Origin of the sequence: Helicobacter canadensis MIT 98-5491 (assembly GCF_000162575.1) — a bacterium.
Taxonomy (GTDB): Bacteria; Campylobacterota; Campylobacteria; order Campylobacterales; family Helicobacteraceae; genus Helicobacter_D; species Helicobacter_D canadensis.
In genome coordinates, this window is record NZ_CM000776.2 from 408,524 (window position 1) to 433,191 (window position 24,668).

Annotated in this window: 21 protein-coding genes and 1 pseudogene; 11 read left to right on the plus strand and 11 right to left on the minus strand. The window is 33.6% G+C overall.

Annotation, left to right across the window (positions count from 1 at the left end; genetic code table 11):
* Positions 1 to 3: 3 nt before the first annotated feature.
* The 4 genes from HCAN_RS02115 to HCAN_RS02130 are packed head-to-tail and all read right to left on the minus strand — an operon-like array spanning position 4 to position 4,181.
* A complete protein-coding gene (locus tag HCAN_RS02115) occupies positions 4 to 1,077 on the minus strand; it encodes a hypothetical protein (protein ID WP_006655085.1) in 1,074 nt (357 codons plus the stop codon).
* A 9-nt stretch (positions 1,078 to 1,086) separates the two neighbouring features.
* Positions 1,087 to 3,051: a methionine--tRNA ligase gene (gene metG, locus HCAN_RS02120; protein ID WP_006656748.1), complete on the minus strand. Its 1,965-nt coding sequence runs from the start codon at positions 3,049 to 3,051 to the stop codon at positions 1,087 to 1,089.
* A complete protein-coding gene (locus HCAN_RS02125) occupies positions 3,029 to 3,337 on the minus strand; it encodes a hypothetical protein (protein WP_006656749.1) in 309 nt (102 codons plus the stop codon). Before HCAN_RS02125 ends, metG begins: the two co-directional genes overlap by 23 nt.
* Positions 3,321 to 4,181 (minus strand): class 1 fructose-bisphosphatase, encoded by an 861-nt coding sequence (locus tag HCAN_RS02130; RefSeq protein WP_006656750.1) that lies wholly within the window; start codon positions 4,179 to 4,181, stop codon positions 3,321 to 3,323. The genes HCAN_RS02125 and HCAN_RS02130 overlap by 17 nt, the downstream gene beginning before the upstream one ends.
* 129 nt (positions 4,182 to 4,310) lie before the next feature.
* Between HCAN_RS02130 and rpe the strand changes: the two genes are divergently transcribed.
* On the plus strand, positions 4,311 to 4,946 hold the full coding sequence (gene rpe, locus HCAN_RS02135; protein ID WP_006655089.1) for a ribulose-phosphate 3-epimerase: 636 nt from the start codon (positions 4,311 to 4,313) through the stop codon (positions 4,944 to 4,946).
* A 29-nt stretch (positions 4,947 to 4,975) separates the two neighbouring features.
* Here rpe and HCAN_RS02140 read toward each other — a convergent pair whose 3' ends face one another.
* The 5 genes and pseudogenes from HCAN_RS02140 to pgp3 form a co-directional block, all read right to left on the minus strand.
* The gene (locus HCAN_RS02140; RefSeq protein WP_006655090.1) at positions 4,976 to 5,788 is read right to left on the minus strand and encodes a MetQ/NlpA family ABC transporter substrate-binding protein; all 813 of its coding nucleotides are present in this window, start codon (positions 5,786 to 5,788) and stop codon (positions 4,976 to 4,978) included.
* Positions 5,789 to 5,814: 26 nt separating this feature from the next.
* Positions 5,815 to 6,465, minus strand: a complete 651-nt coding sequence (locus HCAN_RS02145) for a methionine ABC transporter permease (protein WP_006655091.1) — start codon at positions 6,463 to 6,465, stop codon at positions 5,815 to 5,817.
* 5 nt (positions 6,466 to 6,470) lie between these two features.
* Positions 6,471 to 7,430, minus strand: a complete 960-nt coding sequence (locus tag HCAN_RS02150; protein WP_006655092.1) for a methionine ABC transporter ATP-binding protein — start codon at positions 7,428 to 7,430, stop codon at positions 6,471 to 6,473.
* 53 nt (positions 7,431 to 7,483) lie between these two features.
* On the minus strand, positions 7,484 to 8,086 hold the full coding sequence (locus tag HCAN_RS02155; RefSeq protein ID WP_006655093.1) for a class II aldolase and adducin N-terminal domain-containing protein: 603 nt from the start codon (positions 8,084 to 8,086) through the stop codon (positions 7,484 to 7,486).
* 1 nt (position 8,087) lies between these two features.
* Positions 8,088 to 8,889 (minus strand): annotated as a pseudogene (gene pgp3 / locus HCAN_RS08380) (peptidoglycan metallopeptidase Pgp3).
* Positions 8,890 to 9,285: 396 nt separating this feature from the next.
* On the opposite strand from pgp3, the gene grpE reads away from it, so the two are divergent.
* The 8 genes from grpE to cysE all read left to right on the plus strand — a co-directional run bounded on the left by grpE (position 9,286) and on the right by cysE (position 19,944).
* Positions 9,286 to 9,828: a nucleotide exchange factor GrpE gene (gene grpE / locus HCAN_RS02165; protein WP_006655097.1), complete on the plus strand. Its 543-nt coding sequence runs from the start codon at positions 9,286 to 9,288 to the stop codon at positions 9,826 to 9,828.
* Positions 9,829 to 9,850: 22 nt separating this feature from the next.
* Positions 9,851 to 11,728, plus strand: a complete 1,878-nt coding sequence (dnaK, locus tag HCAN_RS02170; protein ID WP_006655098.1) for a molecular chaperone DnaK — start codon at positions 9,851 to 9,853, stop codon at positions 11,726 to 11,728.
* Between the two features lie 243 nt (positions 11,729 to 11,971).
* Positions 11,972 to 13,225, plus strand: coding sequence for a TolC family protein (locus tag HCAN_RS02175; RefSeq protein WP_006655099.1), 1,254 nt, complete (start codon positions 11,972 to 11,974; stop codon positions 13,223 to 13,225).
* On the plus strand, positions 13,222 to 13,959 hold the full coding sequence (locus tag HCAN_RS02180) for an efflux RND transporter periplasmic adaptor subunit (RefSeq protein WP_006655100.1): 738 nt from the start codon (positions 13,222 to 13,224) through the stop codon (positions 13,957 to 13,959). The genes HCAN_RS02175 and HCAN_RS02180 overlap by 4 nt, the downstream gene beginning before the upstream one ends.
* Positions 13,959 to 17,012, plus strand: a complete 3,054-nt coding sequence (locus HCAN_RS02185) for an efflux RND transporter permease subunit (protein WP_006655101.1) — start codon at positions 13,959 to 13,961, stop codon at positions 17,010 to 17,012. Before HCAN_RS02180 ends, HCAN_RS02185 begins: the two co-directional genes overlap by 1 nt.
* 69 nt (positions 17,013 to 17,081) lie before the next feature.
* The gene (locus HCAN_RS02190; RefSeq protein ID WP_006655102.1) at positions 17,082 to 17,306 is read left to right on the plus strand and encodes a flagellar basal body rod C-terminal domain-containing protein; all 225 of its coding nucleotides are present in this window, start codon (positions 17,082 to 17,084) and stop codon (positions 17,304 to 17,306) included.
* Between the two features lie 83 nt (positions 17,307 to 17,389).
* Positions 17,390 to 19,246 (plus strand): arginine decarboxylase, encoded by a 1,857-nt coding sequence (speA, locus tag HCAN_RS02195; RefSeq protein WP_006655103.1) that lies wholly within the window; start codon positions 17,390 to 17,392, stop codon positions 19,244 to 19,246.
* Complete coding sequence (gene cysE / locus HCAN_RS02200; RefSeq protein WP_006655104.1) at positions 19,243 to 19,944, plus strand: serine O-acetyltransferase; 702 nt, start codon at positions 19,243 to 19,245, stop codon at positions 19,942 to 19,944. The genes speA and cysE overlap by 4 nt, the downstream gene beginning before the upstream one ends.
* Before the next feature lie 5 nt (positions 19,945 to 19,949).
* Here cysE and HCAN_RS02205 read toward each other — a convergent pair whose 3' ends face one another.
* Positions 19,950 to 20,417, minus strand: a complete 468-nt coding sequence (locus HCAN_RS02205; protein WP_006655105.1) for an ankyrin repeat domain-containing protein — start codon at positions 20,415 to 20,417, stop codon at positions 19,950 to 19,952.
* A gap of 86 nt (positions 20,418 to 20,503) precedes the next feature.
* Positions 20,504 to 21,928: a catalase gene (locus tag HCAN_RS02210; RefSeq protein ID WP_006655106.1), complete on the minus strand. Its 1,425-nt coding sequence runs from the start codon at positions 21,926 to 21,928 to the stop codon at positions 20,504 to 20,506.
* Between the two features lie 225 nt (positions 21,929 to 22,153).
* Here HCAN_RS02210 and HCAN_RS02215 point away from each other — a divergent pair, with 225 nt between their 5' ends.
* A complete protein-coding gene (locus HCAN_RS02215; protein ID WP_006655107.1) occupies positions 22,154 to 22,738 on the plus strand; it encodes a bacteriohemerythrin in 585 nt (194 codons plus the stop codon).
* Between the two features lie 9 nt (positions 22,739 to 22,747).
* A complete protein-coding gene (gene tkt / locus HCAN_RS02220) occupies positions 22,748 to 24,667 on the plus strand; it encodes a transketolase (RefSeq protein ID WP_006655108.1) in 1,920 nt (639 codons plus the stop codon).
* Position 24,668 lies beyond the last annotated feature (1 nt).

Consider the following 24,668-nt stretch of genomic DNA (forward strand, 5'->3'; position numbering starts at 1 on the left):
TTGTTAATTTTTTGTTTCATCAAGTAAATCAAATAAATTTTGTTCTTTTTCTTTAGCGCTAAATCGCTCTTCAAATTCTTCAAGATTAACGCCAAATACTAGAGCAAAATTATATTTTTGCATTAAAACCAAAGAGAAAAGTTCTTCTTTGGTTTCATAAGTTTTAACTTCTGCATAAGGCGTAAAAAGTTCTTGGTAAATTTTTGGAATAAAAAGCATTAACTTTGCCCATTTGGCATACATACTAAAATATGCTAAAAATTGCTCATAAAGATGAATTTCCACGCAAGTTAGCACTACTTTATTGGTGGCACCAGGTTTTGAGATGAAACCTCTTTCATCCAAATATAAAGGTTTAAAACTTGAAATTCCTTCTAATTTTTCTAAATCTACATTAAGAAAATGTTCTTCTGCAAATTTTATCACTCTTGCCAAAGGTTGAATAAATAGTTTTGGCAAAGGTAGGGAATAATCTGTGGATTGATAAAATATTTTGATTCCAAAGAGTGAAAAGGAATTTGTGGCAAAAGGCAATGATTCATCGGGTATTTTTTGAGTATCAAGAGCTTTGATTTCTTGTTGAAATTGTGGTAGCTTTTCAAATTTTATTTTGTCTTGATTATGGTAGAGAATATATGCAAATTCTCCATTCTCTAGCACAAAGGCAATGAGTTCTACTAAAGAGCCTTCACAATAAGCAAAATTTTTTTTAGGGATTAAAATCTGATGGCTTAATTCATATTCTTCATTGTTTAATGAATATAAAATTTTGTTGTTGATAATTAAATAATGCCTTAAGATTCGTAGAAGTGATTCTTCTAAATTTTCTACACTAATCCAAGCGACTTCTGAATCCTCCATTGCGATTTCACCGCTAAAGAGAATCCCAAAAGCACCTAGATTAATAGCTTTTTGAATATCTTTTGGATCTTTGACAACAAATAAATCTCCCTTTTTGATTTTTTCCACATCGTCGCAGATTTGATTAAAAAATGAAATGCTAGGTTGATTTAAAAGTGTTCCAAATGCAACTTCAACAATTTCATTAACGCTAATTTGGACTCCTTTTTTCTTCACGACAATCCTTTAACTAATTTGGGTTCCATTTTCTCTAGGGTTTTGTGGCATAATAAAGGATAATCCCTCACTATCTTTAGCGGCTAAAATCATTCCCTCACTAATTTCCCCCATTAATTTAGCGGGTTTTAAATTCGCTAAGACACAGACTTGTTTGCCTATTAAATCCTGTGGTGCATAATAGGCTTTAATACCTGCTAAGATTTGCCTTGTGCGACTTTCTCCTAAATCCACTTTTAATTTTAAAAGTTTTTCGCTTTTTGGTAAAGCTTCTGCTTCTATGATTGTTCCTATTTTGATTTCTATTTTTGCAAAATCTTCTTTTGAGATGGGATTTTCTATTGTTAAGGCTTTTAGAGTTTCTTTTGAAGTTTGTTTGTTATTGGTTTTGAGATTTGTTTCTTTTGTTTCTATAGGAGTTTCTTCAATCTTTGGAAAAAGTGCTGGAATAGGGTTTAGAGAGACTTGACTTAAGATTTTGTCATCTAAGATAAAATTTAAGTAGTTTTGCGCACTAGCTTCAAGCCCAAAAACACTTAAAATTTTCTTTGCAGAATCAGGCATACAGGGATATAAACACAATGCACCTTTGATTAATAAATTAGCAATAAACACCAAAAGCTCTGCTACTTCTTGCTCTTTTTGTTCTTTAATAAGTTTCCACGGCTCTTTTTTAGCAATGATTCCATTACCTAGACTAAAAATCTTCCATAGTTCCTCTAAATAGCGATGAATTTGCACTTCATTCATAAAGTTTTTAAGGCTTCCTAAGATCGTTTTTATTGTTGTGGATTCTGCTTCAAAGGATTGTTTATAGCTTTTTAAATCAACTTGTAAAGAATTGTTAAAATATTTTGCCCCCATTCCTAAAAGACGATTTAAAAGATTACCTAAATCATTCCCTAAATCTGCATTGAATCTTTCGATTAAGGCTTTTTGTGAGAAATCTCCATCTTGTCCAAAAGGCACTTCACGCAATACAAAATATCTAAAACAATCTATACCATAAAGATCAACAACTTCTTTTGGATTGACGACATTGCCGATGCTTTTGCTCATTTTTGCGCCCTCTTTAGTCCACCAACCATGTGCAGCAATATGCTTTGGTAAAGGCAATTCTAGGCTCATTAAAAATGCTGGCCAATACACCGCGTGGAATCGTAAAATATCCTTGCCAACAAGATGATAATTTGCTGGCCAAAATTCCATTTTATTTTCTTTAGAGTTTTCATAGCCTAAGGCACTAAGATAATTAACTAATGCATCAAGCCATACATACATAACAAATTTAGAATCATTGCTTTCAATTTCACTGGGTAGTTTAATGCCCCAATCAAAGCTAGTTCGAGTGATTGACAAATCTTCTAAACCTTCTTTGATGAAATTAATGACTTCATTGCGACGCATTCTTGGCAAAATACAATCAGGATTGGATTCAATCCATTGTAATAATCTATCTTCATAAGCACTTAATTTGAAAAAATAGCTTTCTTCTTTTAAGAGATTTGTTTCCTTGCCACAATCAGGACAATTTTTGTGATTGATGAGTTGAGATTTTGCAAAAAATGATTCACAAGAGATGCAATAATTTCCTTCGTATTCGCCTTTGTAAATATCTCCTTTTTTAAACATTTTGGAGAATACATTTCTCACGCTCTCTTTGTGGTAAGAATCTGTTGTGCGAATAAACGCATCATAGCTAATACCAAAACTATCCCAAAGATTCTTAAATTTTGCAGAAATTTCATCCACATATTCTTTAGGATTTTTATTATTTTTTTCTGCAGATTGTTGAATTTTTTGTCCGTGTTCATCCGTGCCTGTTAGAAACCAAACTTCTTCATTTTGTATTCTATGGTATCGTGCTAAGGTATCAGCGATAATCGTTGTGTAAGCATGTCCGATATGAGGGACATCATTAACATAATAAATTGGGGTTGTTATATAAAATTTAGAATTCAAAATTTCCTCCATTTCCTTTGTTCATACTTAAATAGACTGCATTAACATAGCGATTTCTTATAGCACAATTTAAAACTTTTTGGCAGAGTAAGCAACTTGAAAAATTTTGCTCCCTTTGGCATTCTTGTAATATTTTAGTGTTTTCTTGAAGGTTTAAGATTACCATTTGTTCAAAATTTTCTTTTTTTTCACATCTTGGCGCTTCTCTGCAAAATTCGCAACTAGAAATATTGTGCCGAGTTTGGCATTCTTTTAAATCTCTTAGTGCTATTTCTGCATTTTCAATAACTTCTGACAAAGTCTATCTCCTCTTTGCTTCCTAAAAAACAAGGTGTTGTGTCGTGCAAGTGTTTTGGAGTGAGTGTTAAAAGATCATTTTTTCCATCAATAGCTTCTCCACCTGCACTTTTAAAAATAAAAGCAAAAGGAAAAACTTCAAAAAGCATTCGCAATTTTCCTTTGGGTGAATCTTGGGTGCTTGGATAGGAAAATAACCCACCTCCTTTGATTAAAATGTGATGTAAATCTGGCACCATTCCGCCACTATATCGTAAGCGATAGCCTTGATTAAAGAGCGATTCTATTTTAGCTTTGTGTTCTTTGCTCCAATATTTTTGAGTTCCACCTGTGGCATTGAGTTTGCCTTTTTCTTTGAGTTTTAGAATCTTTTGCAGTTCAAAATCTTTGCCATTAAAGATATAATAATCCACGCCTTCTTTAAGTGCGGAAGCAAATCCAATCCCCACTACCATTCCATAGACAACATAGGCAGCAGCGATTAAATTTTGTGGTAAAAAATCTCCCTTGTAGATTCCAACAATACTACCAACGCTTAAATTTGCTCCCATTAGTGAAGATCCATCTAGCGGATCATAGGCAATGCTATAAATGCCCTCATCGTGAAATTTTACTGCTTCTTCTTGTTCTTCGCTGCATATTTGTTTGATAATTTTTAAATCTTTTAGAGAATCTTGGAAAATCTTATCGGCTAATACATCAGCTTGCAGTTGTAAATCGCCTGTTTTATTTGTGGTTTGTGTGTATTCACCCATACTTTCTTTAAGCACCTCATACACTTTTAATGAGGCATTTTTTATGATTGCAAAAATACTTTCTAAATCTTGCTGCAATTGTTTTTGCATTCTAAAACTCCAAAATAATAATGCTCCATTATATCTAAAAATATGTTTTTTGTGGCTTATTGATCGGCATTTTAGAAAGATATTTCTACTTTTTTGCTAAAATTACTTATTTTTAAACAAAGGTAAATTATGTTAGTAGCTCCAAGCATTCTTTCTGCAGATTTTGGTAAACTTAATGAAGAGATAAAAGCGATTTGTGAGGCGGGTTGTGATCTTATACATATTGATGTTATGGATGGGCATTTTGTCCCTAATCTTACAATGGGACCAATGATTGTGAGTTCGGTTGCAAAAATTGCGACCAAGCCACTTGACATTCATTTGATGGTTCAAAATAATAGTTTTTTTGTTGATCTCTTTGCTCCTTTAAAGCCAAAATATCTTTCTTTTCACATTGAAGAAGAAAAACACGCTAATCGCCTTGTCCAAAAAATACGCGATTATGGGATTTCTCCTGCGATTGTTCTTAATCCACATACGACTTTAGAAAGTATTGATTATTTATTAGAATATGTGGATATGGTTTTGCTTATGAGTGTGAATCCTGGCTTTGGTGGGCAAAAATTCATTCCAAATATTTTAGAAAAAATCAAATATTTAAAAGACAAAATTGAGCTTAGGAATCCTCGTTGTCTTATTGAAGTTGATGGTGGAGTAAGTGATAAAAATATTATGGAGCTAAAAGAGAGTGGTGTAGATATTGTTGTTGCAGGAAGCTATGTTTTTAATGGTAATTATAAAGAAAGAATCAATTCACTTAAATAAACCCCAAAAATTGGGGCTAAGATCTTTGCTTAAAAGCTAGGGAGAATCGCACCTTTGTATTTTTCGAGGATGAAATCTCTAATTTCTTGACTTTGGAGTGCTTGGACTAGCTTTTGAATAGCGGCATCCTTTTCTCTACCTGCTTTGACTACGACAATATTTGCAAAAGGTGATTCTTTTGATTCTAGGGCAATAGCATTATCAAGCGGATTTAATCCAGCTAAAAGTGCAAAATTTGTGTTAATAACTGAAATAGTAACATCATTCAAAGCTCTAGCAAGTTGAGGTGCATCCATTTCTTTAAAATTTAATTTTTTGGGATTTTCTACAATGTCTTGCACAGAAACAAGCTCCACTCCCTCTTTGAGTTTAATAACTCCATTAGCTTCTAAAACTCTCAATGCTCTAGCACCATTTGAAGGATCATTAGGTAAAGAAACCAAATCACCCTCTTTTAATTCATCAAGACTCTTGATTTTATTAGAATACACACCCATTGGTTCTAAATGGATATTAGCAATGCTTACTAAATTGGTTCCTCTTTCTTTGTTAAATGAATCAAGATAAGGTTTGTGTTGAAAGAAATTTGCATCTAATGAACCATCATTGAGTGATAAATTAGGAGTTACATAATCAGTGAATTCTTTGATTTCTAAAATTACCCCTTCATTTTTTAGCATAGGTGCTACTTCTTGTAAAATCACTGCGTGTGGTTCAGGAGTAGCTCCCACTATTAATTTTGTTTCAGTTGTTTGTGTTGCTGTCTTTTCTTTAGAATCTCCACAACCACTAAAAGCTAGTATGCCTACAAGCCCAAAGATACTCAAGACTTTTTTAAACATTTTTCACCTTTCCTTTGTATTAAAAATTAGTGTTTTAATTTTTTATACAGAAAATCCCCAAAACTTTGAATAATCTGCACAAGAAGAATTAAAATCACAACGGTATATACCATAATATCGCTTTGGAATCTATAATATCCGTATTTTATTGCAATATCTCCAAGTCCTCCTCCTCCAACAGCACCAGCCATTGCACTAAACCCAATCACAAGAATCAAGGCTAGAGTGATTCCAGAGACGATACTAGGTAAGGCTTCAATGAGCATAATTCTAAAAATAATTTGAAAATGACTTGCTCCAAAACTTTGTGCCGCTTCTATGACATCTTTATCCACTTCTTTGAGTGCTCCCTCAATAATACGCACAATAAAAGGAGCTGCACCAATACTAAGTGGCACAATAGCTGCAGTTGCACCAATACTTTTGCCAAGAATCCATTGTGTGAAAGGAAATAAAACAACCATTAAAATCAAAAAAGGAAAAGAACGCAAGGTGTTAGTAATGGTATCTAAGAAGCGATAAATGATTACATTTGGCTTCAAGCCATTAGGGCTGCATAAAACTAATAAGATTGCCGGAATTACTGCTAAGGCAGTCGCAATTGTTGTTGCGATGATACTCATATATAGGGTATCTAAAGTTGCTTCTAAAAGTAATTTAAGTAATTTTATATCCATTTATTCTACTCCACAATTTCCCAACGCGTCCCACTTTGGGTTAAAAATGCACAAACTTGCTCTAAAAATTCTTGTTTAATATTAATTACAAGCACTCCTAAAGCAATTCCTCCAAAAGATTCTAAATTTCCCCATACGATATTAAAATCCACTTGCAACTCTCTAGCCATTTGCGTGATAATTGGGTTTTGTGCCACTTCTTTGGGGAAATAGATTCGGATATTAATACCATTTTGGGGTAGAATTTCATTTTCTCCTAAAAATTCCCGCATTTTTTTATCAGGCTCTAAAAAGAGGGATTCAATAGGACCGCTTTTGATAATCTCTCCATTTTCCATAAAAGCTGCTTCTTGACAGATTTTTTTTACCACTTCCATTTCGTGGGTTACTAGCACGATGGTTACTTTAATTTCTTGATTGATTTGCGATAAAAGCTCTAAAATGGAATTTGTTGTAGAGGGATCTAATGCACTAGTGGCTTCATCGCTTAAAAGCAAATCAGGATTCATCACCAAAGCCCTTGCAATAGCCACTCTTTGTTTTTGTCCGCCACTTAGTTGGCTTGGATAAAATTTCATTTTGTCTTGCAAGCCTACTAATTCCACTAGTTTTTCAACGCGATTTTTATTAATGTGTTCTCCCCAACACTCCAAAGGTAAAATAATGTTCTCATAGACATTTTTGCGTGTCATTAAGGAAAAGTTTTGAAAAATCATTCCAACCTTTTTTCTAAAATGTCTTAATTTCTTAGAATCTAAGTGATTAATCTCTACTTCCCCAATTTTAATGCTTCCGTGATTGATGGATTCTAGTCCATTAAAAGTCCTAAGTAAGGTGCTTTTTCCTGCACCACTATGCCCTACAAGTCCAAAAATTGATCCTTTTTTAATGTCTAAGTGAATGTTTTTTAAGACTTCTAATTTTCCGTAATTTTTGTATAATTCTCTAACTTTTATAAAATCCATTAAAACCCTTGAATTGCTACATAATTATGCAATTTTATCAAATTTTTCTATACTTAAAAATCAAGTAATTCATAAGAAGGTTTGTTACCTTCTAAAATGCTATGAAAATGCAAGACTTTACACGAATTTTCTAAAATCGCCATTAATTTTGAGAGATATTGCAAGTCTCGATGATACACATACACTCCATAGCCTTTGATAACCATAATTTTTTTATCATTTTCTTTGAAATAGCGATTGATTTCAACATCTGCTCTTTCATACCAATTATCATAATCTTTTGGATCATACACCTCTAGAGTGCCTAGAATCTTATAACCAAAATAATCTTTTGGAGTGATTTTGTTATTTGAGAGTGTATAGGCTATTGTAAAGGGGGGCATTCCATAGGCAATATATTTGGCATTAGGAATATTTTGATAAAGTAGAGAATGAATAAAGGCGTCCATACTAGCTTCTTGCCAACGATAATCTTGTTTGTGATAAAGAGTAATGAGTGATTCTTCATTTAAATCATCAAAAATCGCATCTTTTTTGTTGATAAGGAAATGCCCTTCTTCGAGTTTTGTTGAAATAGAACCATGAAAGATTCCAAAGAAATTTTTTCTAAACATTGCTAAAGAGATAGTTTTTAAATCTTGAAATATTTTCTCCATTTTAGTTTTCCTCTAAAGATGCGTTAATTTTGGCAATAAAATCAATTGGATCAACCTGTGCTCCTCGCACCAAAATTCCAAAATGCAAATGCGGTCCGCTTACTCTACCAGTATTGCCACTTAATGCAATGAGTTCTCCTTGTTTTACTCTAGTGCCTTCCTTGACTTTGATTTCACTGCAATGATAATACATACTAAAAATCCCTTCCCCATGGTCAATTACTACAGATTTTCCTGCTAAAAATCGATCTTTTGCAATCACGACTTTGCCACTATTACTTGCATAAATTGGTGTTCCAATAGCAGCTCTAAAATCTGTTCCGCTATGATAGCTTTTTACTTCTTGGTTAAATACTCTTGCATTGCCAAATTCACTAGTAATTTTACTTTTCATAGGATAAATAAAAGGCTTATCCCAATAATACCCTTTTGTATAAGTTTGGTAGATTTTACTTGCCTCATCTCTTTCTTGCTTGATTCTTAGGATTTGGCTTAGCCTTAGCAGAATCTACGCTAATTTGCTCACTTTTATAATCCCCTTTAATAATTTGCAAAACATTATCGCTTCCAAGCTTAATAGTTTGCTCTTTTGTATAATAAGGCACAGCTAAAAATAAGATTTTTTTGCTATCATCTTTTGGATGTGGAATCCACAAATACTCCCTTTTATCTAGAATGATACTTTTGGGATTTGGTGATTTACTCTCTAAAATAAGGGTTTTGCCATTTTCAATAGTAAATTCCTTAGCAAATCCGGTAAATCCCCCCAAAACACACAGCAACAATATGATTATTTTTTTCATTCCAAAAATCCCTTTTTAAAAATCATTCCAAATAAAATATTTTAGAAAATTAGCAAAGCTTTACTTATAAAATCCTTGATACCCAAAAAAGCTAAATTGCCTTACCTAGAATCTTAACTAAATTATTGTTAAAGTTTTTGCATACATTGCTACTATATTTTGCAAAGCTCTTTTGTCTAATTCGTTTTTTAAAAAAATAAGCCATTAAAACAAGCTTAAATTCAACCCAAACAACTCATAATTAAATTTTTATTTTTAAGAAAGTTTAGCTTATTTTATTAATTTAACTTGACATTAATAGACTAAAGTTATATAATTTTACTTGAAATTCACAAGAATAATTGCTAAAATTTCATTTTGGAGTAGTTATTTTTGTTATCAAGGAGTGGAATTAGAATGCAAGATGAAAATGAAAAGATAGATTCTTCTGGAAATGAGAATCAAGAGCAAGAATTGCAGGAGAATGCAGAGCAAGATTCTAAAGAATCGCTTCAAAATAAAATTAAGGAATTAGAAGATCAATATTTGCGCACTTATGCTGATTTTGAAAACACTAAAAAGCGTTTAGTGAGAGAAAAAGATCAAGCCTTAGAATATGCTTATGAAAAAATAGCAAAAGATTTATTGCCAAGCATTGATACTTTAGAGATTGCTTTAAAAACAATTAAAGATTCAAAAGAAAATAGTGATCAAGCTGAAATTTTAGGAAAAATAGAGGAGGGCATTGCACTAACATTGGATAATCTTTTAAAAACACTTGCAAAACATGGGATTGAACCTATTGATGCAAACGGAGAGTTTGACCCTAATTTCCACGATGCTATTATGCAAGTCCAAAGTGATTCGCACAATGTAGGAGAGATTGTCGCAGAGATGCAAAAGGGTTATAAATATAAAGAAAGAGTGCTAAGACCATCAATGGTTAGCATTGCAAAATAAAATTAATTAATAAGGATAAATTATGGGAAAAGTATTAGGAATTGACTTAGGAACAACAAATTCAGCAATGGCGGTTTTTGAAGGAAATGAATCAAAAATCATTGCAAATAAAGAAGGGAAAAATACAACTCCATCGGTTGTGGCTTTTACTGATAAAGGTGAGATTTTAGTAGGAGATCCTGCAAAAAGACAAGCTATCACCAATCCAGAAAAAACCATTTATTCTATTAAGAGAATTATGGGATTAATGTTTAATGAAGACAAAGCTCAAGAAGCCAAGAAAAGACTTCCTTATAAAGTGGTTGATAGAAATGGTGCTTGTGCAATTGAAATTGCAGGAAAAGTTTATACACCACAAGAGATTTCTGCAAAGATTCTTATGAAGCTGAAAGCCGATGCAGAAAGTTATTTGGGTGAGGAAGTAACAGAAGCAGTTATCACCGTTCCAGCCTATTTTAACGATGCGCAAAGAAAGGCGACTAAAGAAGCAGGGACAATTGCAGGGCTTAATGTGCTTAGAATCATCAATGAGCCAACTTCAGCAGCACTTGCTTATGGTTTGGATAAAAAACAAGCAGAAAAAATCGTAGTGTATGATTTGGGTGGTGGGACATTTGATGTTACCGTGCTAGAAACAGGCGATAATGTTGTAGAAGTTTTGGCAACAGGTGGTGATGCGTTTTTAGGTGGAGATGACTTTGATAACGCGATTATTGATTGGGCAGCAAAAGAATTTGAAGATGAAAATGGAATCAATCTTAAAAACGATGTAATGGCACTTCAAAGACTAAAAGAAGCAGCAGAAAACGCTAAAAAAGAGTTAAGTAGCGCGCAAGAAACTGAAATTAACTTGCCTTTTATTACAGCGGATGCAAGCGGTCCAAAACACTTGGTTAAAAAGATTAGTCGTGCTAAGTTTGAATCGCTCATTGAATCTTATATCAATCAAACTATTAATAAAATCGGCGATGTTATCAAAGATGCAGATTTAAGCAAAAGCGATATTGCAGAAGTTGTTATGGTAGGTGGTTCTACAAGGATTCCAAAAGTTCAAGAAAGAGTGAAAGAATTTATCGGCAAAGAGCTTAATAAATCAGTGAATCCAGATGAAGTTGTGGCAATTGGTGCGGCGATTCAAGGGGGTGTATTAAAAGGTGATGTAAAAGATGTCTTGTTGCTTGATGTTACGCCTCTTAGCTTGGGAATTGAAACGCTAGGTGGAGTGATGACAAAGATTATTGATCGAGGCACGACTATTCCTGTTAAGAAAAATCAAGTTTTCTCAACGGCAGAAGACAATCAACCGGCTGTAACTATTCAAGTTTTACAAGGGGAAAGAGAACTTGCAAGAGATAATAAAGTGCTTGGAAATTTTGAGCTAAGCGGTATCCCAGCAGCGCCAAGAGGTGTGCCTCAAATCGAAGTTACTTTTGATATTGATGCAAATGGTATCTTAACTGTGAGTGCTAAAGACAAAGCAACAGGCAAAGCTCAAGAAATCAAAATCACAGGTTCTAGCGGATTATCTGATTCTGAAATTGAAAAAATGGTAAAAGATGCTGAACTTAACAAAGAAGAAGACAAAAAGAAAAAAGAAGCGATTGAAGTAAGAAATCAAGCAGATAGCCTTGTTTATCAAACTCAAAAAAGCCTTGATGAAATGAAAGAGAAAATTGATTCAAGTGAGGCTGAAAAGATTCAAAATGCAATCAACGATTTGCAAACAACTTTGAAAAATGAAAATGCTTCTAAAGAAGAGATTGAGCAAAAAGTTAAGGCACTCACAGAAGTAAGCCACAAACTTGCTGAAGCAATGTATCAAAAAGATCAAAACGCACAAGGTGGTGCAACACAACAAAACAAAAAAGATGATGATGTGATTGACGCAGAAGTCGAATAACAATTCTCTTAATTAACCTTCTTAATAATCCTAGCCTTTGGGCTTGGATTATTGCTAATCCTTTCTTGGATTTTCTCTGACTTATTTTTAAGACTCAATTTTCCTTTACAGAGCTATTAAAGCTAAATGGCATTTTTGGATATTTTACTTATCAAAAGTTTCTTTTAGTGGTTTTTTAGATACAATTCTTAAGAAATTGCATAGTAATATTCTTGATAAAATCTTGATAGTGAAAGGGAGAAAATGTCAAAAAAGATAATGTCTTTAATGGTTTTTTGTCTTTTTTGTATGGATATATCTGCAAATCCCCTAAAATCTCTTATTATTAGTGCTAATAATAATCCCTTACTAGAATCAAAAAATTACCAAACTCAAGCCTTAAAGGAAGAGAAAAAGGCGCTTTATTCAGGGTATTTGCCCAAAGTTGAAGTGGGCTATGCCTACCAAAATACCAATAATCCAGATATTTTTTATCCCAAAAGCATTAATGGACCTTTTGTTGAAGCTTCTTGGCTTTTATTTGATGGATTAAAAAGAGAAGGAAAGTTTGCGATTCAAAACCACAAAATCAAAGCTTCTGAATTCTCTGCCCTAAGCACAAAGCAGCAGATTTTTTTAAAAATCATTCAAGAATATTTTCAAGCCCTAGCTTTAAAATCAAAACGCAAGGCACTTTTAAGCCAACAAAATGAATTAGAACAAAGCATCATCAAATACCAGACTTTTTTTGAATCTGGACTTGCTTCACAAGATACGCTAGAGGCGATTAAATCGCAGTTTTCACAAAATTCTTATCAATTAGAAAATATCAACTTAGCTCTAGAAGCTCGTAAAGAACAAATAAGCCTTTTAAGCGGAGTGGAGAATTTTCTTTTAGATGATTTGGTAAATATTAAAGAAATTTCTACTCAAACACCGCAAAAACAAAGGGCAGATTTACAAGCACAATTCCATTATGTCAAAAGCCTAGAAAATGCTTCCACGCAATACACTTATTTGCCAACCATTGCCTTAAGCAATCGCTACACAAACTATCAATACCATAACCGCAATATCCCAGCACTTCCTTTTCCTGTTTCTATTGATGATCCCAAATATCAGAATGTTTTTGGGGTTAGTGTCTCTTTTGTGTTATTTGATTCTTTTGCGACGCTAAAAGCTAAAGAATCAGCCCATTTACAAGCCTTAGCGGCTAACTCTGAATACGCTTATCAAAAAGATTCGCAAAAAAGGGAGCGTATAATCGCCCAAAATGCCCTTGAAACCGCAAAAGAAAAAATTCAATGGGCTTCATCTGCACTCACTTCCGCTTCCATAGCTTATACTTATGCAAAAGAAAAGTTTAATTCGCAATTAATTGACTACACGCAATACCTAAAAGCACTTTCAAATCTTTTTAACGCACAATCTTTTTATGATGAAGCGCGTTTTGATTATGAGATTAAAAAGGCAGAATTTCTTTATTCTAATGGTGAGAATTTAGAGGAGTTTTTATGAGGCAAATTTTAATCAGTATTTTATGCTTTTTGCCATTATTTGGAGAGGGGATTTATGCGACTTTTAATATCCAAGCCACTCAAAGTGCTACTTTAAGTTTAGCTAGTAATGGCGTTATAGAAGAGATTTTTGTAGAAGTGGGAGATTTTGTTGAAAAAGGGGAGAAATTACTCACACTCAAAGCAAAGGATTTGCAAGAAAATGTGAAAATTGCCAAGGCAACTTTGGATTCTGCTAAGATTGAATATAATTTTTTAGAATCTCAATACAAGCGTTATCAATCTTCTAAAAATGTGATTGATAAAAACACTTTTGAGAGAATACAATCTCAATATCAATCTAGTCTTTATGCGTTTAAAAAAGCACAAGCTAATTATAATTTACAAAAAGAACTTTTGGATAAAACTATCTTATATGCACCCTTTAGTGGTGTTATTAGTAATAAATTTGTTGAAGTTGGTGATGGTGTGGGGGCTATTTCAAGCAAACTTTTTGTGCTAGAATCCAAGCAAAAAAAGGCGATGATTGAGTTTGATTCGCAGTATTTTAGTCAAGTTAAAGTCGGCGATAAATTTCAATACAAACTCCAAAATATTGAACAAAAAGATCCTTTGATACTCACAAAAATCTATCCTAGCATTGATATGAAAACCAAAAAAGCAAAAGCAGAGGCACTCTTAAAGAGAGATTTGCCTTCTGGAATCTTTGGCGATGGTTTGATTTTGGGACAATAATGTCAAGGATAGCAATAGAGCGACCCATTGCGACTTTAATGTTTGTAATGGCGCTGATATTTTTTGGTGCAGATGCCCTAAAAAGACTTAGTGTTTCACTTTATCCTAATGTCGATATTCCTGTGATTACCATTACCACGCTTTATCCTGGAGCTAATCCTGAGATTGTTGAGAGTAAGGTAACAGAAAAGATTGAAGAAGCTATTAGCGGAATTGAATCGCTAAAGAAAATCACTTCTAATAGTAGTGATAGTGTGAGCGTGGTGGTGGCGGAGTTTGAGCTAGAAAAGCCCCTTGAAATTGCAGCTAATGATGTGCGCGATAAGGTTCTATCTGTTAGTTTTGGGAGTGAAGTGAAATCCCCTGTGGTTGAAAAATTTAATGTTGGTGGTGCGCCTATTATTTCGCTTTTTGTATCGCCTAAAACTCCAATTACCAATGAAAAAGAACTTTTAGAAATAAATACGCATACAAATTGGAATATTAAGCCTTTGTTGCAACGCATCAAAGGAGTGGGTAAAGTTAATTTGGTTGGGTTTTTAGAAAGAGAGATTAGAATCATACCTAATCCTACTTTACTTAACCAATATAACTTAACTTACTTAGATCTAGCAAGAGCTATTGGTGCCCAAAATGTAGAAATTGATGGGGGTAGAATTATCACCAAAGATAAAGAATGGAAGATTCTCACACAAGCCGATTCTAAGAATTTAGAAGAATTAGGCAATATTCTTGTAGGTGATAATATTAAGCTAAGTGATATTGCTAAGATTGAAGATTCTACAGAAGAACAAAGAAGTTTTGCAAACTTGCTTTCTAAAGATCTTCAAGGGAATGGAATCTTGCTTGAAATACAAAAGATTTCAGGGGCAAATGAGATTGAAATCACCGATGCCATTAGAGAGATTCTACCAAGTTTGCAAGAAAGCAGCCCAAAATACAATTTAACGCTTTTAAGAGATACGACTACTTATATTAAAGATACGATTTGGTCTGTAGAGCTTGATTTAATTTTGGGTGCATTTTTGGCAGTTTTTGTAGTGTTTTTCTTTTTGCGTAATGCTTCAATGACTTGGATTGCAAGTTTGAGTATTCCTGCTTCAATTATGGGAACTTTTGCGTTTATGTATTATTGGGGTATGACTTTAAATCTTACAACATTGATTGCAATTACCTTGGCAATTGGGATTATTATTGATGATGCGATTGTGGTTATTGAAAATATTTATAAAAAGATTGAAGCAGGAATACCGCGTAAAGAAGCAGCATTAATAGGGGTTAAAGAAATTATTTTTGCACTAATAGCTATTTCTGCAATGCTTTTGTCAGTTTTTGTTCCTATTGCCAATATGGGTGGAATCACGGGAAGATTCTTTGTTTCTTTTGGTATTAGTCTTGGTGCTTGTATTATTATTTCTTTTTTTGTTGTTATTACTTTTATTCCTATGTTAAGCTCAAGAGTTGCCAATCACACACAAAGTGCTTTTTATCTCCAAACAGAAAAATATTTTAAGGCTTTAGAAGCAATGTATGTGCGGATTCTTAAATGGGTGTTAGCCCATAAAGCTTTTGTGATTTTAAGTATTGTGAGTATTTTTGTGGTTTCACTCCTTTTGATTACGCGACTGGGAGTGGAGTTTTTGCCCTCAGAAGACAAGGCAGAATTTGATATTAATCTCACCGCAAAACCTGGAATCTCGCTAGAAGCAATGCAAAAACAAGCCTTAGCAATACAAGAGCGATTAAGTCAAGAAGAAGAGGTGGAATATAGCATTTTAAAGATTGGCTACACAGCAGAGAAAAAGGTTTATGAAGCAAAAATTTATGTGCGTTTGGTGCCTTATAACAAAAGAGAAAGGGATTTGCAAGAAGTAATGCAGTTTTTAAGAGGAGTTTATGCAGATTATGCAAAACAATTTGATTTAGAAATCACTTTGATTGAGATTCCTCAAATTAGCTTAGGAGAAGATGATTCGCCACTTCAATTAGCACTTTATTCATTGGATAATGTTGCTTTGCAAACTAGTGTTGAGAGAATTACAAACTTTATGGAGCAAAGTGGAAAATATAAAGACATTCACACTAATATTAAACCCCAAACTCCACAATTAGAAATAACTATCAATCGGGCTTTAGCAAGTCAGTATGGATTTAGTGCTCAAGAAATCGCTTGGGTTATTAATTCTGCTTTTAGTGGCACACAGGAGATCTCTTATTATCGTGAAAATGGTAAGGAATATGATATTGTGTTGTTAGCTCCCAAAAGGAATCAAATAGAAGACTTAAAAACTCTTACTTTACGCAATGCAAAGGGAGAAAATGTATTTTTAGAAGGAATGGTTAAAATCAAAGAAGTAGGGGGAGTTACTACAATTAGACATTATGATAGGCAAAAAAGTGTGATGGTGTATGCTAATTTGGCAGAAAATGTAAGTTTGGGTGAGGCTACAAACTTTTTGGAGGAAAACAAGGATTCTTGGTTAGAATCTAGTGTTCATTATAAGATTGAGGGTTATGCTAAATATATGCAAGAAAGCAATGAAGCTTTTACAATAGCAATGACTATGGCGTTTATTTTGATTTATTTTATTTTAGCGGCTTTATATGAATCGCTCATTCAGCCTTTGATTATTATGATTACCTTGCCTTTAAGTTTCACAGGAGCTTTTTTAGGGCTTTTTATTAGCGGTGAATCGCTTAGTTTGTTTAGCATTATGGGGCTTATGTTGCTTATGGGGCTTGTGGGTAAAAATGCAACTTTAATTATTGATGTAGCTAATGAAAAGCACAGAGAGGGTATGGAGCTAGAGAGTGCTATTATCAAAGCAGGAGAATCTAGGTTGCGACCAATTTTAATGACAACCATTGCAATGATTTTTGGAATGTTGCCTTTAGCCTTAGCAGGTGGAGCAGGGAGTGGGATAAAATCTCCTATGGGGATTGCAGTGATTGGTGGATTGTTAGTGTCAATGATTCTTAGTTTGCTAGTGGTGCCAGCATTGTATCGATTATTATCTCCGCTTGATGAAAAACTAAGAAAATATTACCGCTAAAATAAAATTTTAGTAGATTCTTTTGGAATTTAGTAGTATAATGCTTTTACATAAATAAGGAGATGTTCAATGGATCCAATTTCAATGAATAGTTATTCGGGATATAATGCTTTTTCTAATGCTCAAAGCGGAATCAATGCCAATGTGCAAAATGCAACTTTGGAGACTTCAAATACAGATTTAACTCAAAGCACAGCTAATACCATAACAGCACAAAATGGCGTAGAGGCTAATGTGGCAAGTATGCAAACAGCCGATTCTATGTATCAAAGTTTGCTAGATATTACAGCCTAGTCTTTTTTTTGTTAATTATTCTATTTGCTTTGTAATGGACTTATGCTAAAATTTGCCTTATTTAATTCTGTAAGGGAAATAGTATGGTAGATTATGGTATTCATTATTGGGCAAATGATGATTTTATTATTGAAGATGGCAAGGTCAAAGTTAATTTTGGTAATAAACCTGCATTAATTGATATTGTTAAACAAATGCGTGAGGAAGGATATCGCGGTCCTTTACTTATTCGGTTTCCTCATTTAATGAAGAAACAAGTTGAAAAAATCTTCTCACATTTTGAAAATTCTATTAAAGAATATCACTACAAGGGCAAGTTTAAAGCAGTTTTTCCTATTAAGGTTAATCATTTTCCTAATTTTATTTTGCCCCTTATGGAACAAACACAGAATCGTTGCTATGGACTAGAGGCAGGAAGTAAGTCAGAACTTATTATTGCAATGGCTTATACAAATGAAAATGCCCCTATTACGGTCAATGGTTTTAAAGATAAAGAAATGATTTCTTTGGGTTTTATCGCAGCTAAAATGGGTCATGATATTACTTTAACTATTGAAGGATTAAATGAATTAGAGACAATCATTGAAGTAGCAAAGGCTATGGGAAAGCCTTATCCTAAAATTGGATTGCGAATCCGTCTTCATAGCACAGGAGTTGGAATTTGGGCAAAAAGTGGTGGCATTAATTCTAAATTTGGATTAACTGCAACTGAATTGGTGGAAGCTATTTATCTTTTGCAAAAAAATAAATTATTAGAACAATTTACAATGATTCACTTCCATATTGGCAGTCAAATAAGTGATATTGCACCACTTAAAAAAGCTTTAAGAGAAGCTGGGAATATTTATGCTGAATTGCGTAAAATGGGTGCAAAGAATCTTAATAATGTGAATATTGGGGGTGGTTTGGCTGTTGAATACACGCAATATGAAGCCTATCAAAATCGTAATTATACGCTTGGGGAATTTAGTGGAAATGTTATTTTTACGCTTAAAGAAATTGCTAAGAACAAAAAAGAGCCTGAACCTGATATTTTTATTGAATCGGGGCGTTATGTTTCTGCTAGCCACGCGGTTTTAATAAGTCCTGTTTTGGAGTTGTTTTCACAAGAATATGATGAAAAAGCTTTGCACCTCAAAGATAAAAATCCTCCCCTTGTAGAAGAACTTTTGGATTTGTATAATACGATTAATGAAAGATCGGCTATTGAGTATTTACACGATAGTTTAGAGCATATGGAATCACTCCTTACACTTTTTGATTTAGGTTATATTGATTTGCAAGATAGGAGTAATACCGAAGTTTTAGTGCATCTTATTATTAAAAAAGTGATTAAGATTTTAAAACACAAAAACCATAGTGACATTATTCGGATTCAAGAGCAGGTGCAAGAGCGGTATTTGTTAAATTGTAGCTTTTTCCAAAGTTTGCCAGATTATTGGGGATTGAAGCAAAATTTTCCAGTTATTCCGCTTGATAGATTAAATAAGCGTCCTACAAGGAGTGCGAGTTTGTGGGATATTACCTGTGATAGTGATGGAGAGATTGCATTTGATAAGAATTATCCTTTGTATTTGCATGATATTGATGTGAATAGTGAAGAATACTTTTTGGGCTTCTTTCTTGTAGGGGCTTATCAAGAAGTGCTTGGAATGCGACATAACCTATTCACTCACCCTACAGAATTTAGCGTGGTTTTTGATGAAGAAGAGGGGAAATATGAGATTGAAAATCTTTTAGAAGCACAAACGATTTTAGATGTATTAGATGATTTGGATTTTGATACCAAAGAAATTGAAAGAAGGCTTAAGCAAAAACTTGATGAAAGCACAGAAATTCCTCAAGATGAAAAAAAAGAAGTTTTGGGACAACTTTATGTTATGCTAAGCGAAAATGGCTATTTACGAACGGTATTTAAAAGTCAAGGTGAGTTAAATTGAAATATGCTACAAGCCTTTTTGGGACTATCAAAGAAGATTTTTGCGTTATTTTAGAAAAAGATCCTGCGATTAATTCTAAAATTGAATTATTTTTTAACTACCCTGGATTAATTGCATTAGTGCATTATCGCCTTGCTCATAAATTGCATTTAAAGGGCTTTAAGATTCTAGCTAGAATCTTAATGGGCTTTACGCAGTGGATTACTAATATTGATATTCATCCTGCTTGTAAAATTGGGCATAGAGTTTTTATTGATCACGGAATTGGTGTGGTGATTGGAGAGACAGCAGAAGTAGGGAATGAGGTAACGATTTATCAAGGTGTGAGTTTGGGTGGAGTGAGTTTAGAAAAAACTAAACGCCACCCAACAATAGAAGATAATGTGATTATTGGAGCAGGGGCTAAAGTGCTTGGCAATATTACTATTGGAGCAAATTCTAAAATCGGTGCAAATTCTGTTGTGATTGCTTCTGTGCCGCCAAATTCTACAGCCGTTGGGATTCCTGCAAAGGTTGTAGTAAAAGGCAAAAGCAATGATTTAAATAAGATTCCAGATATTCAATTTCAACTTTTTAATTATTTGCAAAAACGCTTAGAATTATTAGAATCGCAACTCCCTCATTCTAAGGAATTGCAAGAATCTATAGAAAAACTTAATGCTATGTATTATGAGTTTCTCAAATCAAAAAAAGAATAAAATTGTTATTTCTTCAAAAGATTTAAAATTAAAAAACTTGTCTTTTTAAAGAGGCTTTGTTTGGAGTGCATCATAAGATACCTTGCAACATCTTTGCGTCTAAACATAATAGCAAAAGAAAAGGGAGTCATTCCTAAGCCATTATTCTCATCAATATTTGCACCATTACTGACTAATAGTTTTGCCATATCCAGATATCCTTTGAAACAAACTCCAGCGAGTGGAGTTTGCCCTCTGTCATTTTTCTCATCCACTTTAGCACCTTTTTCAAGTAGCATTTTAGCAGTTTCTAAAGAATTGTTGTAAGCTGCTAACATAAGTAGAGTATCACCTTTGTGTGTTTTTAAATTAACATTTAATCCAGCTTCTATCATAATCTTTAGATTTTCAAATTCATTATTTCTAGCAAAATTAAAAGCCATATTGCAAAGCTCTCCAAATCGTTTTTCTTCTTCTAAAGATATTTCATTCATCATTTTATCCTTGTTTATCTATTAGCCAATCTAAAGATTGATTTTTAATAGTTATGATTTTAGAGTGACAATCTCACTCTAAAGATTTATTGACCTAATGCTTTTTTAACGCCCTCTGCATATTCTTTGCTTATTTTTTCAAAATGCATTAGAGCTTTGTTTATGATTTTTTGTTCAACACCTTCCATTGATGAGGCAATATTTTTGAAGAGTTGCTCTTTTTGGGAAGCATTCATTATATCAAATAAGGCTTTTGGTTGAGTATAGAAATCATTGTCTAGCGGTGCATATCGTTGGGCTGCACCCTCTAAGTTTAAATCAGGTTCTAAATAATTTTTATCTTCTTTTGGGCTATCATCATAGCTGTTTGGTTCATAGTAAGCGGATTTATTTTTATATTCATCAAAATTCATAGCCCCAGCAACATTATAAGTATTAACTTCACTTCTTGCTCTATTGACAGGTAAGAGATGATAGTTGGTTCCTATTCTGTATCGGTGTGCATCAGGATAGCTAAAGATTCTACCTTGGAGCATTTTGTCAGGACTAAAGCCAATTCCTGGAACGATATTGCTTGGACTAAAGGCAGCTTGTTCCACTTCATTGAAGTAATTTTGTGGATTTTTGTTAAGAATTATCTCTCCAATATCCATTAAAGGCACGACACTATGGGACCATACTTTTGTTAAATCAAAGGGATTGAATCCTAATTTATCCACTTCATTTTCAGGTAAAATCTGCACTTGGAATGTCCATTTAGGGAAATCTCCTTTTTCAATGCTATTGTATAAATCTCTTTGGTGAGATTCTCTATCTTTAGCAATAATTTCTTCAGCTTCTTTGTTGGTTAAATTTTTAATGCCTTGTTGAGTTTTGAAGTGGAATTTCACCCAAAATCTTTCTCCTTTGTCATTGAGAAGGCTATAAGTATGGCTTCCAAACCCGTGCATATGTCTATAGCTTGCTGGAATCCCTCTATCACTCATTAAAATTGTAACTTGGTGGAGAGATTCAGGGCATAATGTCCAAAAATCCCAAGCTGCATTTGCGTTTCTTAAATGCGTTCTTGGATCTCTTTTTTGAGTGTGGATAAAATCTGGGAATTTGTAAGGATCCCTTATAAAGAAAGTTGGTGTATTGTTTCCAACTAAATCCCAATTGCCTTCTTTGGTATAAAATTTAATTGCAAAGCCCCTTACATCTCTCTCTGCATCAGCTGCACCAGATTCTCCTGCCACGGTTGAAAATCTTAAGAAAAGCGGTGTAACTTCTCCTTTTTGTAAAACTTTAGCTTTAGTGAATTGTGAAATATCGGCAGTTATTTTGAGTTCTCCATAAGCAGCACTTCCTTTAGCATGCACTACTCTTTCAGGAATCCTTTCTCTATTTTGATGAGCAAGTTTTTCAAGCAGAATATAATCTTGCAAAAGTAGAGGTCCTTTTGGACCAGCTGAAAGGGAATTTTGATTATCTGCAACTTTATTTCCGAAGTCATTTGTAAGTTTTTTCATAAAGATTACCTATCCTTTTAATAAAATTTATTAACAAGGAAATAATATCTTATATAAAATAAAAATAATATTAAATAATAAAATTTATCATTTAATTCAAATTTTAAAGATTACTTTTTGGGTAGTTTTTAGATTTTTTTTGTTTTTAAAGTATATAATATTTGATATTTTTTAGGGTTTTTTAGTGAAGTAGTCAAAATGAATTAGGGGAAAAGAGGAGGGTTAATGCTACCATCTTGGAGCAAAGAGTTGAGTGTCCATAATGATGCCATTGATGAGCAGCACAAACAGCTTTTTGATATTGCAGGGAGAGCGTATGCTTTAGTCAATAAAAAAGCGACCAAAGAGGAAATTGTCATTATTTTAAAAGAATTATTAAATTACACACAAGAACATTTTAGGGATGAAGAAATTTATATGGAATCTATTCATTATCCTCGTTTGGAGCAGCATAGAGAAAGGCATCGTGAAATTATACGCGATATGACAAATTCGGTTATGCAGATTCGCAATGTGGATGATTTAAAAGAGAAATTGGCTGTGATTGCTAAAAAATGGCTTTTAGAGCATATTATTCGAGAAGATATGCAAATTGAAAAATTCCGTCGCAGTGTTTGCCAAATCAATCCTTCAATGCCTAAAAAAGAAACAAGTGAAGTAGAATATGAAGAAAGCAAATTCAAATATACTTGCCAATGTAAAGGAAAAATTCACCTTGTGCCTTTGGCGTTGCACAATAAAATTCAAAAAGAAAAAGCTTTATTTAATTGTAAAATTTGTAAAGCAAGTATTCAATTATTAGAAACATAAGGGGTAAAAATGTTAGATCAAAATGAAATCAAAGAATATCAATTAATGGCTGATTCTTTACGATTTTTGTGTGCTGATATGGTGCAAATAGCCAATAGCGGACATCCTGGTGCTCCAATGGGATTAGCCGATATTGCGGTAGTTTTAGGGTATCATCTGCATCTTAATCCTAAGAATCCACAATGGATAAATCGTGATAGGTTAGTCTTTAGTGGTGGTCATGCAAGTGCGCTTGTGTATAGTTTATTGCATTTATGGGGTTTTGATGTAAGCTTGGAAGATTTGAAAGCTTTTAGGAGCTTTGGTTCTAAAACTCCAGGGCATCCAGAATACAAGCATACTCCTGGTATTGAAATTACCACAGGCCCTTTAGGTCAAGGTATTGCTAATGCAGTAGGGTTTGCTATGGCGGGAAAACTTGCTCAAAATATGCTTGGTGATTTAATTTCTCATAAGGTTTATTGTTTATGTGGAGATGGAGATTTAGAAGAAGGGATTTCTTATGAATCTTGCTCTCTTGCTGGGCATCATAGTTTGGATAATCTTATTGTGATTTATGATTCAAATAATATTACAATTGAAGGTGATTGTGGAGTTGCCTTTAGTGAGAATATTAAAATGCGTTTTGAAGCACAAGGTTGGGAAGTTTTGGAGATTGATGGGCATAATTTTATGCAAATTGATTTGGCACTTAGTAAGGCTAAAGTTTCTAACAAACCTGTTTTAATTATTGCTAAAACCACAATTGCAAAAGGTTCTATTCATTTAAGTGGTTCTCATAAATCTCATGGTTCTCCACTTGGAGAGAGTGAGATTGAAGAATCCAAAAAGGCTTTAGGCTTTGATTCTAAGTTGAAGTTTTTTGTCCCTGATAGTGCAAGAATCCGATTTAAAAATACACAAGAATTGGGTGAATTAGCCAATAAAGAGTGGGAGAAGATTTTAGTAAAAAGTGATAAAAAATCTTTACTAGAAGCAATGTTAAATCCGGATTTTTCTAAGATAGAGTATCCTAACTTTGATGAAACCAAAAGTGTAGCAACGCGTGCAAGCAATGGAGAAATTCTCAACGCTATCGCCAAAGCCTTGCCTGGGTTTATTGGCGGAAGTGCGGATTTAGCACCCTCTAATAACACAGAATTAAAAGGAATGGGAGATTTCCCAAAGGGAAGAAATTTCCATTTTGGAATCCGCGAACACGCTATGGGGGCTATTAGCAATGCGTTTGCTAATTATGGTCTATTTTTGCCTTTTTGTGCTACTTTCTTTGTTTTTAGCGATTATCTTTCTCCTAGTGTTCGTGTGGCTTCGCTAATGAAAAGCAAAGTGTTTTATGTTTGGACGCACGATAGTATTGGTGTGGGAGAAGATGGTGCAACTCATCAGCCTATTGAGCAAATTAGCCATTTTAGGGCGATGCCAAATTTAAGTGTTTTTCGCCCAAGTGATGCGAATGAAAATATTGCCTGTTGGCAGGTTGCTTTGGAGATTGAGGGACCTTGTGCTTTTGTGCTTAGTCGCCAAAATCTCCCTATTTTTGGAAAAGTTACAAAAGAACAGGTAAAAAAAGGTGCTTATGTGAAGCAAGAATCAAGCAAAGAGCCTCAAATCACATTATTAGCAACAGGTAGTGAAGTGGAGCTTGCTTTAAGAAGTGCTAAAGAGTTAGAATCACAAGGCTTAGCTACGCAAGTTGTGAGTGTGCCAAGTTATGATTTATTAATGCAGCAAGAGAAAACTTATCGTGATTCTTTATTAAAAGGTAAAGTGATTGCTATTGAAGCAAGTCGTGGTTTAGAGTGGTATGCCTTGGCAGATATAGTTATTGGAATGCAAGGTTTTGGGGCAAGTGGCAAGGGCGAGATTTTGTTTGAGCATTTTGGATTTAGTGTAGAGAATATTGTAAAAATTGCTAAAGAAAATCTTTAAA

Bases quoted from the DNA above. Each gene is read 5' to 3' on its own strand.
- metG (WP_006656748.1), bottom strand. From the start codon at position 3,051: ATGGAGGAAATTTTGAATTCTAAATTTTATATAACAACCCCAATTTAT.
- HCAN_RS02130 (WP_006656750.1), bottom strand. From the start codon at position 4,181: ATGCAAAAACAATTGCAGCAAGATTTAGAAAGTATTTTTGCAATCATA.
- rpe (WP_006655089.1), top strand. From the start codon at position 4,311: ATGTTAGTAGCTCCAAGCATTCTTTCTGCAGATTTTGGTAAACTTAAT.
- HCAN_RS02140 (WP_006655090.1), bottom strand. From the start codon at position 5,788: ATGTTTAAAAAAGTCTTGAGTATCTTTGGGCTTGTAGGCATACTAGCT.
- HCAN_RS02145 (WP_006655091.1), bottom strand. From the start codon at position 6,465: ATGGATATAAAATTACTTAAATTACTTTTAGAAGCAACTTTAGATACC.
- HCAN_RS02150 (WP_006655092.1), bottom strand. From the start codon at position 7,430: ATGGATTTTATAAAAGTTAGAGAATTATACAAAAATTACGGAAAATTA.
- HCAN_RS02155 (WP_006655093.1), bottom strand. From the start codon at position 8,086: ATGGAGAAAATATTTCAAGATTTAAAAACTATCTCTTTAGCAATGTTT.
- grpE (WP_006655097.1), top strand. From the start codon at position 9,286: ATGCAAGATGAAAATGAAAAGATAGATTCTTCTGGAAATGAGAATCAA.
- dnaK (WP_006655098.1), top strand. From the start codon at position 9,851: ATGGGAAAAGTATTAGGAATTGACTTAGGAACAACAAATTCAGCAATG.
- HCAN_RS02175 (WP_006655099.1), top strand. From the start codon at position 11,972: ATGTCAAAAAAGATAATGTCTTTAATGGTTTTTTGTCTTTTTTGTATG.
- HCAN_RS02180 (WP_006655100.1), top strand. From the start codon at position 13,222: ATGAGGCAAATTTTAATCAGTATTTTATGCTTTTTGCCATTATTTGGA.
- HCAN_RS02185 (WP_006655101.1), top strand. From the start codon at position 13,959: ATGTCAAGGATAGCAATAGAGCGACCCATTGCGACTTTAATGTTTGTA.
- HCAN_RS02190 (WP_006655102.1), top strand. From the start codon at position 17,082: ATGGATCCAATTTCAATGAATAGTTATTCGGGATATAATGCTTTTTCT.
- speA (WP_006655103.1), top strand. From the start codon at position 17,390: ATGGTAGATTATGGTATTCATTATTGGGCAAATGATGATTTTATTATT.
- HCAN_RS02205 (WP_006655105.1), bottom strand. From the start codon at position 20,417: ATGAATGAAATATCTTTAGAAGAAGAAAAACGATTTGGAGAGCTTTGC.
- HCAN_RS02210 (WP_006655106.1), bottom strand. From the start codon at position 21,928: ATGAAAAAACTTACAAATGACTTCGGAAATAAAGTTGCAGATAATCAA.
- HCAN_RS02215 (WP_006655107.1), top strand. From the start codon at position 22,154: ATGCTACCATCTTGGAGCAAAGAGTTGAGTGTCCATAATGATGCCATT.
- tkt (WP_006655108.1), top strand. From the start codon at position 22,748: ATGTTAGATCAAAATGAAATCAAAGAATATCAATTAATGGCTGATTCT.